Source organism: Rhodoferax sp. GW821-FHT09E07, from assembly GCF_059416145.1.
In genome coordinates this window covers 34544-56344 of record NZ_JBWKOP010000008.1, presented here as the reverse complement: position 1 = coordinate 56344, position 21801 = coordinate 34544, and the positions used below count along the sequence as shown (strand labels likewise).

Annotated in this window: 21 protein-coding genes; 10 read left to right on the top strand and 11 right to left on the bottom strand. The window is 62.9% G+C overall.

The genetic code is table 11. The features are described 5' to 3' along the window. Window positions 1–41: 41 nt before the first annotated feature. The 9 genes from AC07OE_RS16390 to AC07OE_RS16350 form a co-directional block, all read right to left on the bottom strand. Entirely contained in the window at window positions 42–665 is a 624-nt protein-coding gene (locus AC07OE_RS16390) for an L-threonylcarbamoyladenylate synthase (RefSeq protein WP_495071647.1), read from the bottom strand. Window positions 666–701: 36 nt separating this feature from the next. Beyond that, window positions 702–1556: a 3',5'-nucleoside bisphosphate phosphatase gene (locus AC07OE_RS16385; protein WP_495071646.1), complete on the bottom strand. Its 855-nt coding sequence runs from the start codon at window positions 1554–1556 to the stop codon at window positions 702–704. Between the two features lie 22 nt (window positions 1557–1578). Then, the gene (locus AC07OE_RS16380) at window positions 1579–2241 is read right to left on the bottom strand and encodes an RluA family pseudouridine synthase (RefSeq protein WP_495071645.1); all 663 of its coding nucleotides are present in this window, start codon (window positions 2239–2241) and stop codon (window positions 1579–1581) included. Beyond that, window positions 2228–4348: an ATP-binding protein gene (locus AC07OE_RS16375; protein ID WP_495071905.1), complete on the bottom strand. Its 2121-nt coding sequence runs from the start codon at window positions 4346–4348 to the stop codon at window positions 2228–2230. Before AC07OE_RS16375 ends, AC07OE_RS16380 begins: the two co-directional genes overlap by 14 nt. Before the next feature lie 84 nt (window positions 4349–4432). Beyond that, on the bottom strand, window positions 4433–6067 hold the full coding sequence (gene ushA, locus AC07OE_RS16370; RefSeq protein WP_495071644.1) for a bifunctional UDP-sugar hydrolase/5'-nucleotidase UshA: 1635 nt from the start codon (window positions 6065–6067) through the stop codon (window positions 4433–4435). Window positions 6068–6076: 9 nt separating this feature from the next. Next, window positions 6077–7369 carry a c-type cytochrome gene (locus tag AC07OE_RS16365; protein WP_495071643.1) on the bottom strand — a complete coding sequence of 431 codons (1293 nt, stop codon included), beginning with the start codon at window positions 7367–7369 and terminating at the stop codon, window positions 6077–6079. A gap of 3 nt (window positions 7370–7372) precedes the next feature. Continuing rightward, on the bottom strand, window positions 7373–8107 hold the full coding sequence (locus tag AC07OE_RS16360) for a c-type cytochrome (RefSeq protein WP_495071642.1): 735 nt from the start codon (window positions 8105–8107) through the stop codon (window positions 7373–7375). Window positions 8108–8133: 26 nt separating this feature from the next. Continuing rightward, window positions 8134–9825: an AMP-binding protein gene (locus AC07OE_RS16355; RefSeq protein ID WP_495071641.1), complete on the bottom strand. Its 1692-nt coding sequence runs from the start codon at window positions 9823–9825 to the stop codon at window positions 8134–8136. A gap of 96 nt (window positions 9826–9921) precedes the next feature. Beyond that, window positions 9922–10260, bottom strand: a complete 339-nt coding sequence (locus tag AC07OE_RS16350) for a 2Fe-2S iron-sulfur cluster-binding protein (protein WP_495071640.1) — start codon at window positions 10258–10260, stop codon at window positions 9922–9924. A gap of 83 nt (window positions 10261–10343) precedes the next feature. On the opposite strand from AC07OE_RS16350, the gene AC07OE_RS16345 reads away from it, so the two are divergent. Then, window positions 10344–10871, top strand: coding sequence for a GNAT family N-acetyltransferase (locus AC07OE_RS16345; RefSeq protein ID WP_495071639.1), 528 nt, complete (start codon window positions 10344–10346; stop codon window positions 10869–10871). Here AC07OE_RS16345 and AC07OE_RS16340 read toward each other — a convergent pair. Further along, window positions 10852–11985 carry a beta-ketoacyl-ACP synthase III gene (locus AC07OE_RS16340; protein ID WP_495071638.1) on the bottom strand — a complete coding sequence of 378 codons (1134 nt, stop codon included), beginning with the start codon at window positions 11983–11985 and terminating at the stop codon, window positions 10852–10854. The two genes, AC07OE_RS16345 and AC07OE_RS16340, sit on opposite strands and share 20 nt — an antisense overlap. A gap of 160 nt (window positions 11986–12145) precedes the next feature. On the opposite strand from AC07OE_RS16340, the gene ahr reads away from it, so the two are divergent. The 3 genes from ahr to AC07OE_RS16325 all read left to right on the top strand — a co-directional run bounded on the left by ahr (window position 12146) and on the right by AC07OE_RS16325 (window position 15068). Further along, the gene (gene ahr, locus AC07OE_RS16335; RefSeq protein ID WP_495071637.1) at window positions 12146–13162 is read left to right on the top strand and encodes an NADPH-dependent aldehyde reductase Ahr; all 1017 of its coding nucleotides are present in this window, start codon (window positions 12146–12148) and stop codon (window positions 13160–13162) included. Window positions 13163–13398: 236 nt separating this feature from the next. Further along, window positions 13399–13995 (top strand): hypothetical protein, encoded by a 597-nt coding sequence (locus tag AC07OE_RS16330; RefSeq protein ID WP_495071636.1) that lies wholly within the window; start codon window positions 13399–13401, stop codon window positions 13993–13995. 710 nt (window positions 13996–14705) lie between these two features. Beyond that, a complete protein-coding gene (locus AC07OE_RS16325; protein WP_495071904.1) occupies window positions 14706–15068 on the top strand; it encodes a hypothetical protein in 363 nt (120 codons plus the stop codon). Window positions 15069–15164: 96 nt separating this feature from the next. Here the strand turns inward: AC07OE_RS16325 and AC07OE_RS16320 are convergent, their stop codons facing one another. Next, complete coding sequence (locus AC07OE_RS16320; protein ID WP_495071635.1) at window positions 15165–16265, bottom strand: GlxA family transcriptional regulator; 1101 nt, start codon at window positions 16263–16265, stop codon at window positions 15165–15167. Between the two features lie 152 nt (window positions 16266–16417). Here AC07OE_RS16320 and AC07OE_RS16315 point away from each other — a divergent pair, with 152 nt between their 5' ends. From AC07OE_RS16315 to AC07OE_RS16290, 6 genes are all read left to right on the top strand, one after another. Continuing rightward, the gene (locus AC07OE_RS16315; protein ID WP_495071634.1) at window positions 16418–17284 is read left to right on the top strand and encodes an ABC transporter substrate-binding protein; all 867 of its coding nucleotides are present in this window, start codon (window positions 16418–16420) and stop codon (window positions 17282–17284) included. Between the two features lie 67 nt (window positions 17285–17351). Next, entirely contained in the window at window positions 17352–18140 is a 789-nt protein-coding gene (locus AC07OE_RS16310; RefSeq protein ID WP_495071633.1) for an amino acid ABC transporter ATP-binding protein, read from the top strand. Then, window positions 18137–18796, top strand: coding sequence for an amino acid ABC transporter permease (locus tag AC07OE_RS16305; protein ID WP_495071632.1), 660 nt, complete (start codon window positions 18137–18139; stop codon window positions 18794–18796). The genes AC07OE_RS16310 and AC07OE_RS16305 overlap by 4 nt, the downstream gene beginning before the upstream one ends. Next, entirely contained in the window at window positions 18793–19479 is a 687-nt protein-coding gene (locus tag AC07OE_RS16300) for an amino acid ABC transporter permease (protein ID WP_495071631.1), read from the top strand. Before AC07OE_RS16305 ends, AC07OE_RS16300 begins: the two co-directional genes overlap by 4 nt. Then, a complete protein-coding gene (locus AC07OE_RS16295) occupies window positions 19476–20879 on the top strand; it encodes an amidase (protein WP_495071630.1) in 1404 nt (467 codons plus the stop codon). Before AC07OE_RS16300 ends, AC07OE_RS16295 begins: the two co-directional genes overlap by 4 nt. A gap of 11 nt (window positions 20880–20890) precedes the next feature. After that, on the top strand, window positions 20891–21787 hold the full coding sequence (locus AC07OE_RS16290) for an amino acid ABC transporter substrate-binding protein (protein ID WP_495071629.1): 897 nt from the start codon (window positions 20891–20893) through the stop codon (window positions 21785–21787). The last annotated feature ends 14 nt before the right edge of the window (window positions 21788–21801 follow it).

The following is a 21801-nucleotide window of genomic DNA, read 5'->3' as shown; positions in this document are numbered from 1 at the left end:
AGGGCAATTGTCTCAGAGTGAAATGGGAGCGAAGGGCGGGGCTAGAGTCCGATGGCGGCGAGATCGCCGCCACCCTGGCGGATCACCTCGGGTGCATCGCCGGTCAGGTCGATCACCGTGGTGGGCTCTGCCGCGCAGGCGCCTGCATCCATGACGGCGGCAATCTGGTGCTCGTAGCGGTCGCGAATGTCCTGCGCATCGTTGAGGGGTTCTGTTTCGCCATTTGCTATCAAAGTAGTAGCTAGAAGCGCAGAACCATGGAGGGCTAGCAGCTCCTGCAGTGCCTTGTGCTCTGGCACGCGCAGGCCAATCGTCTTGCGCGATGGGTGGCTCACGCGGCGTGGCACTTCCTTGCTGGCTTCCAGAATGAAGGTATACGCCCCGGGTGTGGCGGCCTTGAGCAGGCGGTACTGTGCGTTGTCCACCCGTGCATAGCTGGCCAGTTCGCTGAGGTCACGGCACAGCAGGGTCAGGTGGTGTTTGTCGTCCACGCCGCGGATGGTGCGCAGCTTGTCCGCCGCCGCCTTATCGTCCAGGTGGCAGACCAGTGCATAGCTGGAGTCGGTGGGCACGGCCAAAATGCCGCCCTTTTCAAGCAGGCCCACGGCCTGCTTGAGCAGGCGGGGCTGGGGGTTGTCGGGGTGAACTTCGAAATACTGCGCCATGGCTCGGCAAACGCTTGCGCGCTTGTCCTTCTGTTTTTATTGGATGCGGGAGCTCAGCAACTCCCACACGGGGGTGAGGCCAGCCGGCAATGGAGGCAAGGTGCCCAGCTCGGTGTGGCTTTCATCAGGGCTGTGGAAATCGCTGCCGCGCGAGGCGGCAAGGCCAAATTCCTTGGCCGTCTCAGCGTAGATCTGGTACTCGGGCACCGAATGGCTGCCGGTCACCACCTCCACGCCCTGGCCACCATAGCCCTTGAACTCGGTAAACAGCGCGAACTCTTCATTGGGCGTGAACTTGTAGCGCGCGGGGTGGGCAATGATGGCCATGCCACCGGCCTGGGTGATCCAGGTCACTGCGTCCTTCAGCGTGGCCCAGCGGTGCGGCACAAAGCCGGGTTTGCCTTCCGTCAGGTACTTGCGGAACACCTCGTTGGTTTCCTTGCAAACACCACTTTCCACCAGAAAGCGGGCAAAGTGGGTGCGCGATATCAGCTCGGGGTTGCCTACAAATTTCAGTGCGCCTTCGTAGGCGCCTTGAATGCCCACCTTGGCCAGCCCGTCCGACATTTCCATGGCGCGCTCTTTGCGGCCACCACGGGTTTGGCGCAGGCCCTGACGCAGTGTCTCGTTGTCAGCGTCAAAGCCCAGACCAACGATATGCACCGTCTGGTTCAAAAAGGTAATGGAGATCTCCACACCGGTCAGGTAGTGCATGCCTTCTGCATGGGCCGCATCGCGTGCGCGCTGCAGCCCACCCACTTCGTCGTGGTCGGTCAGGGCCCACAGTTCCACGCCATTGCCCTTGGCGCGCGCGGCCAGGGCTTCGGGCGTAAGCGTGCCATCGGATACCACAGAGTGGCAATGGAGGTCGGCGTTGGGTAGGGTGGTCACCGAACCATTTTAGGCCCAGGCACTAAAACGTTGGCTCGACGGTGTATTCGTGCACGTTCCCGGTCACCGGGTGCGGAAAACTCAGCAGGCCGGAATGCAGCAGCAGCCGGTCGGCCTGAGCCTGTACTTCGGGCGGCGCATACAGTGTGTCACCCACCATGGGGTGGCCTATGGCCTGCATGTGCACGCGCAACTGGTGGGTGCGCCCGGTTACCGGCTCCAGCTCCACGCGTGAGGTGTTGGCGGCGCAATCCACCGCTGTGCAGCGCCAGCGCGTGAGCGCACTCTGGCCTTCTTCAAAATTGATGGTGCGCTTGGGTCGGTTGGGCCAGTCCACCAGCATGGGGAGGTCAATTTCATGCCACTCACCGTCCAGGGCGAGCTGCCCGGTCACTACGGCGGTGTACCGCTTGTCCACGCGGCGTTGTTCAAACGCGAGGTTCAGCACACGCTGGGCCGGCAGGCCGCGTGCCATTACCACCAGGCCGGAGGTGTCGCGGTCCAGCCGGTGCACGATGAGCGCATCGGGGTAGCGTGCCTGGACGCGCTTGCTCAAACAGTCCGCCTTCTCCGGTCCGCGGCCGGGCACAGTCAACAGGCCCGAGGGTTTGTTGAGCACCACGATGGCGTCGTCGGCGTAGACCACCTCCAGCGGCAGGGTAGCGAAATCTTCAGTGGGGAGCATCGGAGGGGGCAATCAGGCGCTGCACGGTTTCGCACAGCTCGTTCACATCGTTGGGTTTGTAGATCAGCGCATTGGCGCCTTCCTGCAGAGCGCGCTGCTCGATCTCCGGTGTCACATAGCCCGAAGCCAGCGCCACGGGCAGGTCCGGCCGGATGGCCTTGGCCTGGCGCAGGAGGTCCACGCCGCTGTAGCCGGGCATGTTGTAGTCCGTCACCAGCAGGTCAAACGCTTCGGGGTGCTCTTGCAGCGCGGCCTGGGCCTCGTGCGGATCCGTGAAGGTGGTGACCGCGAAGCCGCGGCGTGTGAGCACGCGCGCCACCAGAAACACCAGAGCCTGGTCATCGTCCACATACATCACGTGGTGTCCGCGGCCGCGTACTTCCTGCACGACCTCGGGTTCGGCAGGCGCCACGGGTGTTTGCGCCGTGGCCGGAAAGTACAGCGTGAACACGCTGCCCTGGCCCAGGGTGCTTTGCACGTCGATGGCACCTTGGTGCGTCTGCATGATGCCGTGCACCACCGACAGCCCCAGGCCCGTGCCCTGGCCCACCTGGCGTGTGGTGAAGAAGGGCTCGAAGATGCGCTGCATGGTTTCCTGCGACATGCCGCCGCCTGTGTCCCGAACACGCAGCGTCACGTAGCGGCCGGGGGCTAGCCCGACGCGGTCGCTGAACGGCAGGCTAATGTCGGAGCAGGCCAGTTCAATGGTGACCGATCCCTTGTGTTGCCCGATGGCCAGCAGTGCGTTGGTGCAGAGGTTCAGCAGAGCCTGCTCCACTTGTGTGGCATCGGCCAGCACCGAATCGCAGTGTTCGGGGATCACCATGCGCAGCTCCACCGCGGGGGGAAGGGCCACCTTCACCAGGCGCGCGGTTTCCTGTACCACCTCGGCCAGCTGGATGGGCGTGCGTTTGGGCGGCTCGTTGCGGCTGAAGGTCAGAATCTGCCGCACCAGATCCCGTGCGCGGCGACCGGCCTTGTCAATCTCGAACAGACTGGTCAGCGCGGGGGAATCGGCAGGCGTGTCCTGCTTGGCCAGGTCCACATTGCCCAGGATGGCGCTGAGGATGTTGTTGAAATCGTGCGCAATGCCGCCGGCCATGGTGCCCATGGCCTGCATTTTTTGCGACTCGCGCAGCTGGGTTTCCAGCGCGGTGCGCTGGGCTTCGGCCAACTTCTTGGCCGTCAGGTCGCGTGCAAAAATGGTGGTCACGGCGCCGTGCGCGCTTTGCTCGCCGCGCCGCGTGGCCGCGTCGCTCTCGGGCAAGCGCAGTGGCGCGCGCGTGCGCAGCCGCCGTTCCAGCGACACGCTGATCTCCACGTAAATCTGCTTACCCAGCAGCGTGGTGGCGGTGAACTCGCCCAGCATGGCTTGGGCGGGCACGCTGCCCGCGCTCAGCGCCAACTCCACATCCGGCAAGAAATGCCCCAGCTGGGCGCCAAAGGCCTGGTCCGCCGGGCACTCAAACAGCGCGGTGGCGGCAGGGTTGAAGACGGTGATGCAGTGCTTCTCGTCAATGCACAGAATGGCATCCAGCGAGGAGTTGATGATGGCTGCCATGCGGTTTTCGCTGAGCAGCAGGTCCTCGTTACGCTGGCGCAGCACGGCCGCGCTTTCCTGCAGCGCGTGGCGCTGGGTCAGCAGCGGGCCTTGGTCAATCACCGCGCAGATGAAATGCGCCAGTTCGTCCAGCGGGTTTTCAATGCGCGCAATGTGCAGGTCCCCCGTGAAGCTGCCGCGCGAGCCAGCCAGGAAGCCCACCTCGTGGACCTCGCTGGTGCCTTCCTGCTTGGCGCTGGAAAACGCGACGGCCACTTCATCGGCATGCTCGGTGTCCACAAAGGGCAGGAGGAAGTTCAGCGGCGCATCACTCTCCAGGGGTTGGAACAGACGCAGTGCCATGGCATTGCTGGCCAGCACCAGCCCTTCCTCGTCCACCACCATCAGGGCCAGTGGCACGTTAGAGAACAGCGTGGCAAAGCGCTCGGAGGCACCTTCGGCCTCCTGTTGCGAGTAGCGCAGCGCCTTGTTCTGGATCTCCAGCTCGGCCTGGTACTTGCGCAGGTCCTCGATCATCTGCGACGGCGCGTAGCCATCGATGATCATGTGCTGCTTGGTGCGGCCTTCGCGCTCGGACAGGGCAGCGCGCGCGCCAAGGCGCTTTTTCTTGCGACGGGACAGGGAATTCATTTACTGGCGCACAACACGGTTGCCAGGCGCAAAGCGCTGTGCCTGCAGGGGACTGTGGGCCGCAATGTAGGCGCGCAGTACCTCGGCATCCACAAAGCCGGTATCCACATACGTTGCGTGGCTGACCAGCTTGGGATAGCCATCGCCACCCACGGCCTGGAAGTTGTTCACGGCCATGCGGTAGGTTTTGGCGGGGTCTAAGGCCGCGCCGCCAATGCGGACGCTGTTGACCACGCCGCCGCTGATGACCAGTTCCACGCCTGCAAACTGCGGGAAGGCGCCCGATCCGGCAGACATCTTGGCCACCGCATTCAGGTAGGCCATGACTTCGGTCCCGGTGAAGTCCACGGTGGCGATGGTGTTGCCGAAGGGCTGCACTTTCAGCACGTCCTTGTAGGTCAACGTACCAGCGGGCAGGGAATCGCGCACACCGCCTGCATTGACCACGGCAAAGTCCGCGTGCGTGCGCTCCATCATCGACAGCCCCACCAATACGCCCATGGCGGCCGGTTGCGAGCGGATGACGCTACGGTCCCCCTCGATGCGTGCATCGCTGCTACCCACGGCCACGCCCAGCTTCTCCTGGCCCACGTTCTGGTAGGGCGTCAGCAGCTGCAGCATGGCAGGGTCTTCGGCAATCTCGCTGGTGTAGAACGCCTTGGTGGGTTTGCCGTCAGCGCCCTGTACGGTCTTCTTCAGGTTGATCGGGATCAGCGCGTAGTGCACCAGCTTGAACTCGCCATTGCGGTACTCAAAGTCGGCGCGCCCCACGTACTTGCCCCATTCGTGCGCCTGTACGATCCAGGTGCCGTTCTGCCGGTCGGGAGCGCAGGGAGTGCCGGGCACATAGGCTTCGTCGCGTACGTTCTCCGCTTTCATGCAAACTGGATTTTGCGAGTGCCCGCCCACAACCAGGTCAATGCCTTTCACGGCGCGCGCCATCTCCACATCGCCCTCGGCCTGGGTGCCGTGCTGGCCATCCACATAGTGACCCATGTGGGTAGCGGCAATCACCACGTCGGACTTGGCACGCAGCTCGGGCACGACCTGGTTGGCCTCGGCAATGACGCTGCGGAATTCCACGCCCTTCACGTTGTCGGGGTGCACCATCTTGTAGGTGTCTTCGGTGGTCAGCCCCATCACCCCCACACGCACACCGCCCAGGTTGAAGATCTTGTACGGCGCAAACATGCGCTGGCCGTTGTCGTAAATGTTGGCCGACAGCATGGGGAAGGTGGCCAGGTCGCGCTGCATCTTCAGCACGGCGCGGGGTTTGTCGAATTCGTGGTTGCCCACCGCCATGGCGTCGAACTTCAGCAGGTTCATGCCGCGGAAGTCGGGCACAGCGTCCTGCAGGTCCGATTCGGGCACGCCGGTGTTGATGTCACCACCGCTGAGCAGCAGCAAATGGCCACCCTTGGCCGCTACCTCGGCACGCACTTGGTCCACCACCGTTTTCTGGGCCGAGAGGCCGTATTCACCGTCGCTGTTTTTCCAGAAACGGCCATGGTGGTCGTTGGTGTGCAGGATGGTGATGGCGGTGGTGGTGTCCTTGGCAGGTGCAACGCCCAAAGGCGCGCAGCCCACCAACACCAACGCGGTCAGCAGGGGCGGGACGAAACGAAATGGGGTCATGACAGCGTTCTAGCGCGGTTGCGCATTGCGTATCTTGTTTATATCAAACTCACTGACTGGCGCGGCGGCATTGCCCCAGCTGCTGCGTATGAACGTCAGCACCGACGCAATGTCGGTATCGGACAGAGTGAGCATGAAAGGTGGCATGCTATGGGGCTGCGGGTTTTGCGCGGTGGCTGGCGCAAAGCCTCCATGCAGCACCGTCAGCACCAGGTTGTTGGTGTTAGACATCAATACTGCGCGGTTACCGGCCAGAGCGGGGTAGGCGCCTGCTTGCCCTTCCCCCTGTTTGCCGTGGCATTGCGAACATTGCTTGTCGTAGAGGCGTGCACCCGGCGTCGTTGTGGCCGCACTGTTGGTGGTGCTTGCCCGCGGCGTGGGTGAGCCGCCAGGGGGTGTGCCCAGCGATGCCAGGTAGATGGCCATGGCGGCCGCATCCTCCGGCAGCAAATACTGGGTGCTGTGGCGCACCACTTCCGCCATGGGGCCGCCTACCGCAGCGTGGCGATTCACGCCCGCGGTGAGCAAGGCGACGGTGTCTTCGCGGGTCCAGCCGGCCACCGATGCCTCGTCAGAGGTTGTCAGGGATGGGGCATACCAGAGCTCGCCGGGTAACGTCTCCCCGGACAGTGATTTGTGGGGGTCTACTGCACCCCAGGCGTTGCGCGTGCCATGGCATTCGCTGCAGTGCGCCAGCCCTTGCACCAGGTAGGCCCCGCGTGCCATTTCTGGCGCAGTGGCCGAAGTGGGCGGGGTGGTGTCCGCGGGCGTGAAATATAGCGTGCGCCAGACCCACAGCGCAGCTTGGGTGCGATACGGCCAGCGCAGGGTGTGCGGTGTGTTGGCGTTGGCGGCCGCTGGCAGTGATTGCAGGTAAGCCCACAGCGCATCCGCGTCTTCCCGGGTCACACGGGTGTAGCTGGTGTAGGGAAACGCGGGGTACAGCAGGCGTCCATCTTTGGATTTGCCATGGTGCAAGGCCTGCCAAAAATCGTCGGCACTCCAGCGGCCCAGGCCCGTAGTGGGATCGGGGGTCAGATTGCTGGCGTACACCGTGCCAAACGGTGTGGCAATGCCTTTGCCGCCAGCATACGGCGTACCACCGGTGGCGGTATGGCACAGCGCGCAATTGCCAATGCGCGCCAGGTAGGTGCCACGCGCAATCTGGGCTGCCGTGGTGGGGATGCCCGTGGCATGGGCGGCTGAAGGTGTGGCGGGGCGGGACACAGACCACCAGGTGGCCAGAGCCCCGGTGGCCAACGCCAGTGCCAGCATCCACGCAACTTTGGCAGATGTTTTCATGGGTCAGGGTGCAGTGCTGCAGGTGGGCAGGGCCAGGCTGTTGGCGGCGGCCGGTGGCCGCGTCGTCGCGGGTTTCGCCGGTACCGGCACGGCCTGTGCTGCCAGCCATTGGGTGACTGCGTTCACATCGGTGGGGCTGAGTTTGCGGGCCAACTCGGCCATGCAATCGGGCGCGCGGGCTTTGCGCTGGCCGGTTTGCCAGCCGCCCAGTTGGGCATTCAGGTAGTCACGCGGCAAGCCCAGCAATCCGGGCGTGGCGGGTAGCACACCGGTCAGCGCACTTCCGTGGCATTGCACGCAAGCCGGCAGGCCCAGGGCGCGGTCGCCTTGCAGTGCCAACACCTTGCCACGCTGCAGTACGTCTGCGGGTGCGGTGGCGGCCGCCGGTGCAGGGTAGGGCACATCCAGGCTGGCAAAGTAGTCGGCCATGTCGTGCAGGTATTCGGGCGAGAGTGGCGCAATCAGCCCGTTCATCAACCCGTAGTGGCGCCGGCCTTCGGCAAAGTTCATCAACTGGTTGAACAGGTAGCCCGCAGGCTTGCCCGCCAGGCGCGGGTAGTAGCCATCCGGGCCAGCTTTGCCCTGGGCGCCGTGGCAGGCTGTGCAGGCTTGCGTGCGCTCGGCCATGGGGTGCTTGTCCTGCGCATGGCCCGGCAGCGGGGCCAAGCCAATCAGCAGCGCAAGGGCAACTGAAACAGAAAATTGGGGGAGTGTGAGGCGGCGTATCCAAGCAGGCATGCCGCGAGCTTACCCCAGGGGTGCGCTTACTGCGGGTCCACCCACACCACTGGTTTTCCTTTCGCGAGCCAAGCGTCAAACTGCGGGCCATAGACGGCTTCAATGCGCGGGCGTTTGACCTTCAGTGTGGGCGTGACAAAGCCATTCTCGGGCGTCCAGGTCGTGGTGACCACGGCCAGGCAGTCCAGCTTTTCGTGGGGTGCGAGCTTGGCGTTGGTGGTTTTGAGGTGCTGTTGCAGCGATTCGGTCAGCATCTGTCGGCCTTCTGGGGTCTGGCTGCGTGCGGCGGCGTCTTGCGACAGCATCACCACGGCCAATGGCTGTGGGTAGTTGGCCCCGGTGACGGCGCAGGCCTCAATGTCTGGGTGCAGCACCAGCAGGTCCTCCAGGGGCGCAGGCGCAATGTACTTGCCCTTGCTGGTCTTGAACATGTCCTTCACACGGCCCGTAATGCTCAAGAAGCCCTGCGCATCAATCTGGCCCTTGTCGCCGGTGCGCAGCCAGCCGTCGGCGGTGAACGCGGCGGCGGTTTGCGCTTCCTCGCGGTAGTAGCCCGTCATGAGGGCGGGGCAGCGCATCTGGATTTCACCGGTCTCGGGGTCAATGCGGCTTTCCACGCCCACGTAGGGCAGGCCCACGGAGCCTGTCTGGCGCGAGCCAGGCAGGGTGGAGTGCGACACACCGCTGTTTTCCGTCATGCCGTAAACCTCAATCAGGTCCAGTCCCAGGTTGCGGTACCACTGCAGCACATCGGCGGGCATGGGCGCGGCGCCACCCGCGGCAAGACGGCATTGGTCCAGCCCCAGGCCCTTGAGGATTTTCTTGCGCACCAAGCCGCCGATCAGCGGTATGCGCAACAACTTTTGCAGCTTGGCGGCCGGCATTTTGCTGTGCACGCCCTGCTGGAATTTGACCCACAGACGCGGCACCGAGAAAAAAATGGTGGGCCGGGCGCGTTGCAAATCCTGCAGGAACGTGTCCAGCGACTCGGCAAAGAAGATGTGGCCGCCGTAGCGCAGCGAGGCCTGCTCCACCAGCATGCGCTCAGCCACATGGGCCAGCGGCAGGTAGGAGATGTAGCGGTCGTTGCTGTCCATGCGCACGCGGGCGGTGGCGCTGGAGAGGCCCCAGGCCATGGTGTTGAAGGTGTGCACCACGCCTTTGGGTTGGCCAGTGGTGCCTGAGGTGTAGATGATGGTGCTGACCTTGTCACCCGGCGCGGTGGGATGGCCGGCCAGCGGGGCGTTGGCCTTGACCAGGTCGGTCCATTGCAAGGCTGGCACTGCGGGTGCGAGGGGCAGTGCAATCTGCGGCAAATCTGCCGGTACACCAGTGTGCAGGTTGGCGGTGTCGTCCAGCTTGCCAATGAAGAGGGCCTTGGCCTCGCTGTGTGCCAGGATGTAGGCCAGTGCTTCGCCATTGAAAGTGGGGTAGATGGGGACGGACACATGGCCGGCCATCACGATGGCCAGATCGGCCAGAATCCAGTGCGCACTGTTTTTGCCGATGATGGCCACGCGGCTGCCGGCAGGCCAGCCTTGGGCCTGCAACCAGCTGGCCATGCAACGGACTTGCCAAGCCGCCTCGGACCAGGTGATGTCTTGCACCACGCCGCCGCCCATGGGCTGCGAGAGGTAAATCTGGTTGCCACGTTCCTTCTCCCAACGGTACAGGCATTGCAATGGCAGATCGCTGGGCGATACGGTGATCGTCGTCATGAAGGCTCCCTATGTGAATCGCACATTTTTGAGGCGCCCTGCCCTGAGGGCAATGGTGTTCACCCTAGGTGACGTGCGCTGGCGAACCCGGTGTTTTTACGGTGTCTGGCTAGGCCAGGCCATGGCCTGTTCTACCACCAGGTCACTGCGGGCAAGTGCCACGCAGGGCAGAAACCAGCCTTCAGCGCGTTCCTCCGTGCTCACCCCCGGCCAGTCAATCTGGTAGACCACCTGGCCCTCCACCAGCCGGCACAGACAGGTGCGGCAGGTACCGTTGCGGCACGAGCTGACCAGTTCCACACCGGCCGCCAACCCTGCTTGCAGCACCGTGCGGTCAGGTGGCGCGGCAAAGAGCCAACCATCGGGAAGGATGCGGACCTGAAAGGCTTCTGGCGCAACAGGCTGCAGGGTGTCTGGAGGGCTGGAATCGGGCATCAAAATGCGGGGCAGGGAGGGTTTCTACGAATGCTGCGACAATCACGCTCTTTTTTTCAATTTTGCGTGAGTTTGCGTTAGACATGTCCGATACGACTACTTTCAAGGTTCGCCCCGCCACACTACGCGATGCCAAAGCCATCGCTGAGCTCCATAACTCCACCGTGCGCGAAGCTTTTAAGAGCATGCTGGCCGACACCCCTGTGCCCGCCGTTCCCCTGGACAAGCGCCAGGCCTACTGGCGTGAAGCCATCGAATACGCCGAGCCCCAGGTGCAGGTGGCGCTGGATGACGACAAGATCGTTGGCTTTGTGGGTTTCGACCGTTCGCGTGACAAGGGCACTCCACCCACCATGGGTGAGATCTGGGCTATCTACGTGGCATCGAGCCACTGGGACAAGGGTGTGGGCCTGGCCCTGTGGGACGCAGCCCGCGAAGGTCTGCAGGACGAAGGCTGCACCCATGTGAGCATCTGGTTGCCCATTGCCAACGAGCGCGCCATGCGCTTCCACGAGCTGGCGGGCTTCAAGCGCGAAATGTCCAGTGCAAAGACCGTGCCCATCGGAACCGTCAAGATCGAGGAAATCCGCCTCAAGCGTCCGCTGAACTAAGGCGTTTGACCACCACGCTGCCGATCGAATAGCCGGCACCAAACGAGCAGATCACGCCCACCTCGCCCGCCGCAATGTCGGCGTGGTGGCGGTGGAAGGCGATGATGGAGCCGGCCGACGCGGTGTTGGCAAACTCGTCCAGAATCACGGGCGCATCGTCCAGCGTGGCTTCCCGACCCAGCAGCTTCTTGGCAATCAGCTGGTTCATGCCCAGGTTGGCTTGGTGCAGCCAGAAACGGCGCACGTTCTGTGGCGTCATTCCCAATGTCTCCAAATGCTGTTCCATGTGCTCTGCGGCCATGGGGCACACTTCCTTGAACACCTTGCGGCCTTCCTGGCGGAACAGCTGGTCTCGGTCTTCGGGGTTGCGGTCTTCGGCACGCCACATGAAGCCGTGGTTGTTGCGGATGTTGTTGCTGAAGGTGCTCAGCAGTTTGGTCCCCAGCACTTCAAATGCGCCGGCTGGTGCCAGGTCCAGCCGTTCCACGAGGATGGCGGTGCATACATCGCCAAAGATGAAGTGGCAGTCCCGGTCTATCCAGGCCTGGTGGCCTGAGGTGATTTCGGGGTTCACCACCAGCACGGCGCGCGCCGTTCCGCAGCGCACCGCGTTCACCGCCTGCTCCAGTGCGAAGGTGGCGGATGAGCAGGCCACATTCATGTCAAAGCCATAGCCTTGCACGCCCAGCGCGGTCTGAATCTCCACCGCCATGGCGGGGTAGGGGCGCTGCATATTCGCGGCGGCGCAGATCACGCCATCTACGTCGGCAGCGGTTTTGCCCGCCGCTTTCAGCGCGTCCTGGCAGGCCTTCACGGCAATCTCGGCCATCAGCGAAATCTCGGTGTCAGGGCGTGGCGTGAAATGGGGGCGCATGCGCGTGGGATCCAGCACGCCGCTTTTCTCCATCACATAGCGGCGCTGGATGCCGGAGGCCTTTTCGATGAACTCCACGCTGGAATCGGTCAGCGCAGTCTGTGTGCCCGCTGCAATCGCGTCCGCGTGCTTGGCGTTCTGAAGGGCGGCGTAGGCGTTGTAGGCCGCTACCAATTCCGCGTTGGTGATGACCTCGGGTGGGGTGAACAGGCCTGTACTGCTGATGGCGACACGGTGCATGGTGACTCTTTGTGCTCGGTTGGGACGCAGCGGCTGCCAGCGCCGGGGCGCATTATCCGCTGAAGCCGTGCAGTCCCGGGCGTTACAGCGGGCCTGTGCAAGCCGGGTGCTTCGCGCTACGCTGTGGCTATCTTTGCCCCCTCACATTCAGGAGACACGCATGACCCACTTTCGCGGCTGGGCCGCCCACAGCAAGACCGCCCCTTTGGAACGGCTGGACTTTGACCCCGGACCCATGGATGCCGAAGACGTAGAGATTGCTGTTGAGTACTGCGGCGTGTGCCATTCGGACCTGGCCATGGTGGAAAGCGAGTGGTTCCCCACCAGCTACCCCGTGGTGCCCGGTCATGAGGTGGTGGGGGTCATCACGGCCGTAGGAACGAATGCCAAGGGCCGCAGCGTGGGTCAGCGCGTGGGCCTGGGCTGGCACAGCAAGAGCTGCCTGCACTGCCAGTTTTGCGTGGGTGGTGAACAAAACCTGTGCGCCACCCGCCAGCCCACCATCATCGGTCGCCATGGCGGCTTTGCGGACAAGGTGCGTGCGCACTGGAGCTGGGCCCTGCCGATTCCCGAGGGGCTGGACCCTGCGGCGGCCGGCCCGCTCATGTGTGGCGGCGGCACCGCGTTCTTGCCCTTTGTGATCCACGACATCAAGCCCACGGACAAGGTCGGCGTGGTCGGCATCGGCGGCCTGGGCCACCTGGCCGTCAAGTTTGCCAAGGCCTGGGGCTGCGATGTGACGGCCTTCACCTCCAGCGCCTCCAAGCGTGAGGAAGCACTGGCGCTGGGCGCGCACCGCACGGTGTCCAGCGTGGATGTGAAAGAGCTCAAGGCGCATGCGGGCCAGTTGGACTTTTTGCTGGTGACTGTAGGGGCCAGCCTGGAGTGGGATGCGCTCATCGGCACACTGGCGCCCAAGGGCCGCCTGCACATGGTGGGTGTGGTGACCGAGGCCATGAAGGTGCGCACCGGCGGCCTGCTGTCCTGGCAGCGCAGCATCTCGGCATCGCCCACGCCATCGCCGGCCACGTTAGCCAAGATGATGGAGTTCTGCGCCCGCCACGGCATCGCGCCGCAAGTGGAGCATTTCCCCATGTCCAGGGTCAATGAGGCACTCGACCACCTGCGCAGTGGCAAGGCGCGCTACCGCGTGGTGCTGGATGCAGACTTCGCCTGAGTTGTGAATGAAATAGGCTGCTAGCCCCCGTGGATATTTGGCTTGCAGCTCTCTATTTAGTAGCAGCTTCTGTGGCTTTGGTTTCGTTGGCCCCGATTGGCCTGGGCTCAGCCGGGCGTTGACACTTCGCTAGGCTTTACTCTGCGGTAACAATTCTGCGCGGGTTTTGTGTCGGCAGCGTGCGTTGGGGTGGCGTTGTGATTGCGAGCCGACGTGGCTTCTAACCAAGGACTCCCATGACACACCGCATTCTTGTTGCTTCCCTCCTGATTGCACTGGGTTCTGCCAGTGCCTTTGCGCAAAACGCTGCCGACACCGTGCAGCGCGACGTGAACCAACAAACCCGCATTGAGGATGGCCTGAAGGACGGCAGCCTGAACACCAAAGAGGCTGGGCGCCTGGAAAAGGAGCAGAGCCGCATTGACCGTCTACAGGCCAAAGACCTGAAAGACGGATCCCTCACACCGCGTGAACGTGCCCAACTGCGCCGTGCCCAAAACAAGGCCAGCCAGGACATCCATGCGGCTGAAAACAACAGCGCTAAGGGCAACCCGGAGTCCAAGTCGTCCGAGCGCTTGCAGGCCGATGTGCAGCGCAATGTGAATCAGGAAAAACGCATTGAGGACGGCGTCCAGTCGGGCGCGCTGACGAAACGGGAAGCCGGGCAATTGGAGCGTGGCCAGGCCCGTGTGGATCGCCGTGAAGCCGCAGCGGCCCGCAACGGACATGTGGGCCGGGGCGAGCAGTTCCGCATTCAAACGGCTGAAAACCACCAGAGCGGTGACATCTTCAACGACAAGCACAACGCCCACACGGCGCACCACACCAAGTAAGCCCGGGTTGATCCGTCGCATCTTGCGGGCGCAGCAGCTTTGCGCCCGCAAGATGAACGGATGGGGAGGTATGCCCCTGTATCTTCCTGGGATTAGTTTGATGCCCGGTACAAACTGGGTCGTGCGCCCCTATCATTGAGTAGCTGCTCAGTCCACTTGAGCGTCGCAAACCCTTGGTGCTTTCATGAAGTCCCTGCAGGGTACTCATGCAAGACCCACCCATGGCCCTCCCCACTGTCCTCGTTCTCGACCTCACCGCCAGCCTCGGCCTGCACGCGCTAACCCAACTGGGCGTGCCCCACACCTCTGGTTCCGGCTTTTGGCCCCAAATTGCCCTGGGCAGCGGCTCCACCCCACTGCGACTGGACTGGCACCGTCCCGACAAAGACCTGGACCTGGGCACCTCTGCCGCCGACGCAGCTGCCACGATCCTGCTGGTGGGGCCGGGCTCCATCAACCGCTTGCGCACCGCGCTGGATGGGCTGGCCTCTGCCGCGCCGCCCAAGCTTTGGGCCTTCCTCATGCCCAATGCGCTGATGGAGGACGCCGTCTTCAAGGCGCTCCCGCCGGCGCAAGCACAGCACGTCCAGGTCTTCCGGCTGCCCGACAGCAGTCCGCAGACCCTGTGGTTCATCTTGATGGAGCAACTGGGCAAGCTCGACTTCAAGCATTTTCTGGCCCTTCAACCTTCCCCTACCCTGAGAGACGACATGAGTTCCAATTTGAAGCAATGCATGACCGACACGATGACCATTGACGGCGCCCTGGCGGCCGCCCTGGTCGACTACCGCAGCGGCATGTGCCTGGCGCAAGCGGGTGGCGGCATGAACCTGGACCTGGCAGCCGCCGGCAACAGCCAGGTGGTGAAAGCCAAGCTGGCCACCATGGAGTCCCTGGGCTTGCGCCGCGGCATTGAAGACATCCTGATCACCTTGGGCGACCAGTACCACCTGATCCGCTTGGTCCCCAACAACGCGGGCCTGTTTTTGTACCTGGTGTTGGACAAAGCCAAGGGCAACCTGGCCCTGGCCCGCTACAAGCTGACGGACATTGAGCGTTCGCTGAAGGTGTGAGGGCTACGCTCTAAAGCCAGCCTCACACACGAGGATCGGTGTGTCAGTGAATTCCAGAACGCGCAGTTGCCTCTATCCTCGGGGAAACTTGCCGCGTCACGTCGCACTGGAAGCCTTGCGCAGGCGGCCCGGAGATACGCCATACAGTTGCTGGAAATGCCGGATGAAATGCGATGCATCTGAAAACCCGCATTCGTAGGCAATGGAACTGATGGGCTGATCCGAATTGTTGAGAATCCAGCGACCGTACTTGAGGCGCGAGTTGCGATAGAACTCGGAGGGCGAGAGTTGGGTTTCGGCCAAGAATATTCTTTCCAGCTGCCGGCTGCTGGAACGTATGAGCTTGGCGATCACCGCTATTTCTAGCGGGGTGGTGATGTTTTTCTCCATGAGCACGATGGCTTCCTTGAGTTTGTCACTGTCGCTGGACGCGTAGCCCAGTGCCCTGCGCCGGGTCAGGTGTGAGACGGCAGACTTCTGCGTCACGGTCATCTGGTGCACCACTTTGGCCGCTCGGTCGGACCCGCAATGGATGCGGATCAGCTCCGTAGCCAATTCAATGATGGAAATGCCACCCGCACAGGTCACCCGATCGCCGTCAAACACATAGTCGCTGTGTGTCGTGAAGGCTAACTGTGGGAAGGCCTCTTTCCAGTCTTGCACGTGGAAGGGATGCACACAGGTCATGCGCCCCTCCATGAAGCCATGCTGCGCCAACACGAAGCTTCCGGTGCAAATGCCGATAAGCGGGATTCGTTTTTTTACTGCCTGCTTGAGGAACTGAGCACCCTGTGGGTCCCTGCTTTTCATATAGGGCAGCAACCCGCCAATCACCGCCACGTAATCAAAGTCATGTCCCGCGTCATCGGCGCGCACGGTAGGCACCAGCACGCCACAGCTGGACGCCACGGGCTGGCCATGGGTGCTCATAACCGTCCAGGTACAGCGCATCTGTCGGCTCTGGTCGCCCAGATCGGCCGCGTGGCGCAGTGCATCACATAGCCCCGCCAGGGAGAGCAGAGGGAAGCGGGGCCACAGAAAGATGGCAATGCGCAGCTCGACACCGGATGCCGGTGCATCGGCCTTCACCGTCGCTTTGCCGCGGTCCAACTTGCCCACAAGGGTTGCGCCATCGTCCTGCGAGGCGCTGGAACTGGTGCTGCTGCGGGCGCTGGCTTTTCGGGGTGCTCGGGTCATGGCGGTGCGTTCAGAAATATCAGGAAGAACCCTTAATGTCGCATACGTTCTATTTGAATGCCAGCGCCTCCTATGCCGCAAGAAGGGTGATTCATACCATCCAAACCGTCATCCAACGACATTGTTTCAACCCCCTTACTCAGGACTTCTTTATGAAAAAAGACCTCGTTGCACGCCTGCTGTGTTCCCTGTTCGGCGCCGTGGCGCTTGTTCCTATGGCGCAGGCGCAGTCTCTGCAGACTGTTGAAAAAGATACGCTCACAATTGCCTTTACCGGCGATATGCCTGGTACCGGCTACCAAGACGGCGCCATGATTGGCTACGACGGTGAGATCCTGCAGCAGGTGGCCGATGCCTTGAAGCTCAAGGTCAAACCCGCGCTGATGGAGTGGTCCGGCACCATTGCCTCGGTGCAGGCCAAGCGTGTGGACGTGATGGCGGGCACGATGGGATGGACCGAGCAGCGCTCCAAGATCATGACGCTGAGCGACCCGATTCACTACTTCAAGAACGGGATCACCCAGTCCAGCAAGACCGACTGGTCCCACCTGAAGGATCTGGAAGGCAAGAAGGTTGGCACTATCACCGGCTTCTCTTTCATCCCCGAGCTGCGCAAGATCAGTGGCTTGCAGCTCACGACTTACGACACCTCAGACGCTGCCGTGCGCGATCTGCTGTCTGGTCGTATTGACGCGGTGATTGGTGATCCCCCAGTCATGCAGTACGCCATCTCGCGCAACCCCCAGTGGAAGCTCAAATTCAACGCCTTTGTCGACAACAACGCGGAGTACCCGCTGCTGACCGGACTGGGTCAAGTGGTGTTTGGTCTGAACAAGGACAACCCTGAACTCGCCAAGCTGGTGAACGCTGAAATCGCCAAGCTCTGGAAGGGCTGCGAGCTCAAGAAGATCGGCACCAAGTACGGCCTGGTGCAAGACGTCTGGTACGTGCCCGCAGGTCAGAACTTCCGCGCCGGCGTGGACCGCGCTGCGGACTGGAAGTTGCCAAGCTGTAAGTAAAGCCTCAAGGCACCCACCGGGAGTGCCACCGTGGCACTCCCCCTACAAAAACAACGGGCCAGACAACATGAACAACGCATTGCTACGCGTCGATGGATTGCACAAGCGCTATGGAACGCTGGAGGTGCTCAAAGGCATTTCCTTTGATTTGAAAAAGGGTGAGACGCTCTCGCTCATAGGCCCCAGTGGCTCCGGGAAGTCGACCTGCCTGCGTTGCCTGAATTTTCTGGAGCGGCTGGATACCGGGTCTGTGCACCTGGGCGATGAACGCATTGGCCAACGCGCAGACAGGGCCGGCCAACTGCGCTTCATGACCGACAAGGAGCTGGCCCCCCAGCGGCGCGAGATGGGCATGGTGTTCCAGCTGTTCTACCTCTGGCCCCATCTCACCGTGCGCGATAACGTGGCCCTCGGCTCCATCAAGGCCGCAGGCATGGCCAAGGCGCAAGCCTATGAGCTGGCCGATGAGATGCTCAACAAGGTGCATCTCTCCAAGAAAGCCCATGAGTACCCGGACCGCCTCTCGGGCGGTCAGCAACAGCGCGTGGCGATCGCCCGCACGCTAGCCCAACAACCAAAGGTCATCCTGTTCGACGAGCCCACTTCGGCGCTGGACCCCGAGTTGGTGGGCGAGGTGCTCAATGTGATTCGTGAGCTGGCAGAAGAAGGTCGCTCCCTGATTCTGGTGACCCATGAAATCCGTTTTGCCCGTGATGTGGCGGACCGCGTGATCTTCATGGACGGCGGCCATATCGTGGAGCAGGGCAGTGCGCGAGATGTGATTGACCATCCGCAACAGGAGCGCACACGCAACTTCCTGGGGCAGACGAGCGGGCATGTCGGGGCCCGCACATGATGGCTGACCTGGAACTCTTCACGCACATCGTGCTCGGCCTGCTGGGCGGAGCCAAGGTCGCGGTGCAAATTGCCGCGGGCGCGTTCGTCATTGCACTGGCAGGTGGCATGCTGTTGGCGGTCACGGTCACTTTTGTGCGTGCGCGCCTCGTACGCTTGGGTGTAGCTGCCTATATCGAGTGGATGCGCAACATCCCAGCGCTGGCCCATCTCTTTGTCATCTATTTCGGCCTGGCCACCTTCGATATCCGCTTCTCGCCCATGGCTGCAGCCATTCTGGGGCTCGGCCTGGTGGGGGCGGCCGTGTTGTGCGATGTGTTTGCGGCAGGACTGCAGTGCATCCATGCCGGTCAGCGCGAAGCCGCCTTGGCAGTGGGTCTGAGCCCGCGCCAGACCCTGCAGTACGTCCTGTTTCCGCAGATGTTTCGCCTGACCTGGCCCACGCTGACCAACTACAGCAGCCAGCTGGTCAAGGACACCTCCATTGCGTCCGCCATCGCGGCACCCGAGGTCATGTTCTTTGCCCGCAACCTGGTCACATCCACCTTTGAAACCACTCTGATCTATTTGGCTGCCATGCTGGTCTATGCGGGCATGGCGCTGCCCGTGAGCTGGGGTTTTGCGCGCATGGAGCGCCTGATGGAGGGGCAACGATGAACGCATTTCTTTCTGTCTTTCAGCAGTACTGGCCGGAATGGTTTCCGCGCCTGCTGGAAGCGGCCCACATGACGGCCAAACTGTCTGCCGCAGGCTTTGCGCTGGCGTTGCTGGGCGGCGCCCTGCTGGTGGCCATGCAGCGCAGCGGGGTACTGGTGCTGCGCTGGTCGGCCCAGGTGTTTATCCAGTTTGTGCGGACTTTGCCGCTGCTGGCCTTGCTGCTCACGCTGTACTTTGCCTTGCCACCCCTGGGCCTAACTTTGCCTGCCTTTGGGGCCGGTGTGCTGGGGCTGGGCCTGCATGGTTCGGCCTACGTGGCCGAGATCCTGCGCGGTGGCTTGCAGTCGGTGCACCGCGGTCAGCGCGAAGCCGCATTGGCTGTGGGCCTGTTGCCGCACCAGGTGTTTGTGCAGGTGGTGTTTCCGCAGGCCCTGCGGGTGATGCTGCCGGCATTGGTGAACACTTTTGTGGCGCTGCTCAAGGACAGTTCGTTGTGCGCGCTGATCGCCACAGACGAACTGATGCTGACCGCCCGCGCCATGTCCAGCGAGTACTTCCTGCCGTTGCACATCTTCCTGCTGGTGGGCCTGTTTTACTTTGCCATTGCCTTCCCGTTGTCCATGTTGTCGCGCTGGTTGGAGCGGCGCCTGGCGCGCGGACGCAGAGTCATGGGGGCCACATGAGTCAAACCGCGTGGACCTTTGCTTCAGTGAGCGAGACACTGGAGGCGCTGGCCAACGGCCGTGTGGACAGCGAAACCCTGGTGCGCCAGCAGCTTGCCCGTGTGGAAGCACTTAACCCCAAACTGCAGGCCTATCTGGATGTGTACCGCGACGAGGCCTTGCAGGCGGCCCGTGGGCTCGACGCGCTGCGGCGTGCGGGCTACACCGTGGGGCCGCTGCATGGCATCACGGTTGCCATAAAGGATTTGTTCGAAATCGAGGGGCACCCCATCACCGCAGGCTCCCTGGCCTTGCCCGCCCGGACCTCCCGAATTACCGCCTCTGCGGTAGAGCGCCTGCGTGCGGCCGGTGCCATTGTGCTGGGCAAGACGCATACCGTGGAATACGCCTTTGGCGGCTGGGGCACCAATGCCTCCATGGGCACACCGTGGAACCCCTGGGACCTGACGGTGCACCGCGTGCCTGGTGGCTCCAGCAGCGGTTCGGCGGTGGCGGTGGCCGCCGGCATGGCCTGCGCTGCACTGGGGACGGACACCGGGGGATCGGTGCGCATTCCGGCAGGTCTGTGCGGGCTGGTCGGGCTCAAGACTACGTACGGTCTGATCAGCCGTTACGGCCTGATTGACCTCTGCCCTACGCATGACACCGTGGGACCGTTGACCCGTACCGTGCAGGACTGTGCTCTGCTGCTGGATGTGCTGGCGGGCGCGGACCCGCGCGACCCGGTGTCGCAGCGCGCGCCGGTGCGCAGCCTGTCCGCCTCACTGGGTAAGCCGGTGGATGGTATGCGTGTCTGGGTGTTGCCCCAGGCCGAGCGTGAGGGCGTAGAAGCTGACGTGTTGGCCGCCTATGACCAAGCCCTGGCCACGCTGGTGCAACTGGGCATGGTGCTGGTGGAAAAGCCCCTGCCGCAAAGCCTGGAAAGCTCCATGGCGATTGCCGGCAACCTTATGAGTGCGGAAGGCTATGCCAACCTGGGTACCTTGTTCGAGCGCGCTGACCTGCGTTTTGACCCGAACATCCAGCGCCGCATCCTGCTCGGCCGCGACATCAGCGCATCGGGTTACATCGGCCTGCTCAAATCGCGTGAAGCCGCCATTGCCGAGATGGGGGAGGCCATGGCCGACGTGGACGTGTGCGTGTTCCCCACCAATGCCATCACGGCCATTGCAGTGGCCGACGTGGACGAACTGGCCACACCGCTCTCGCGCTTCGGGCGCTTCGTCAACTTGCTAGACCTCTGCTCGGTGGCCGTGCCTGCAGGGTTGTCGCGGCAGGGGTTGCCCATCTCCATCCAGATCGTGGGGGCGCCCATGGCCGAGCCCACCATCCTGCGCGCGGCCCATGCGTTCGAACAGGCGACCGAGTGGCACCGGGCAGTCCCTCCGGCCTGGGCTTGAGGAGTGCTGCCGTGAGTCTTCTGGTTTCGCAAAACAAGGTCCGGCCTGGCTGGTGGCTGGTGCTGGTTTGTGGCTTGCTTGGCACTGCAGTCCAGGCGCAGTCCGACTATGGACCCACCTTGCAGCGCATTGCCGACAAGGGGGTAGTGCGTGTCGGCTACATCCCCACGCCGGGCACCTTTGCCTTTGAAAATACCCAGGGCCAGACCGTGGGCTACTCCATCGACATCTGCAACCGGGTGATCGATGTCATCCGCAGGACGCTCAAACGCCCTGAACTCACCGTGGCCTACCAGCCGCTGCAGGGGGCGCAGCGCATCCCGCTGCTCAAGTCTGGCAGCATCGATATGGAGTGCGGTGGGAACACCAACACGGTGGCCCGGCAGAAGGAGGTGGATTTCTCCCACACCTTCTTCACCACCGGTGCGCGCCTGCTCACACGCAAATCGCTGAAGGTGGAGAAGAACGCAGATTTGTGGAAAAAGCGGGTAGCCGTGAGCAAGGGCACTACGGCCGAAGGCCTGGTCACCAAGCTGCAGGCCGAGCAGAACCTCACGGTGCTCACCGTGGCGACCGATGCCGAAGGTCTGGCTCTGGTCGAGTCTGGCGCTGCCGATGCCTTTGCGCAGGACGACATCCTGCTCTATGGCCTCATGGGGCAATCGCGCCACAAGGCCGATCTCATGGTGACGGGCCGCTTTCTCTCGGTGGAGCCCTACGCCTTCATGTTGCCCAAGGGCGACGCCGCATTTACAGCACTGGTGGACAAGACCCTGCTGTCCCTCATGGCCTCGGGCGAGTTGCGCGCGCTCTACACCAAATGGTTTGAGACCGATGCCCTGAATGTGCCTATGAATGTGTACATGAAGGAAAACATCCGCTACCCCAACAAGTACGGAATTCCCTAGCCGGTTCTTGTCAG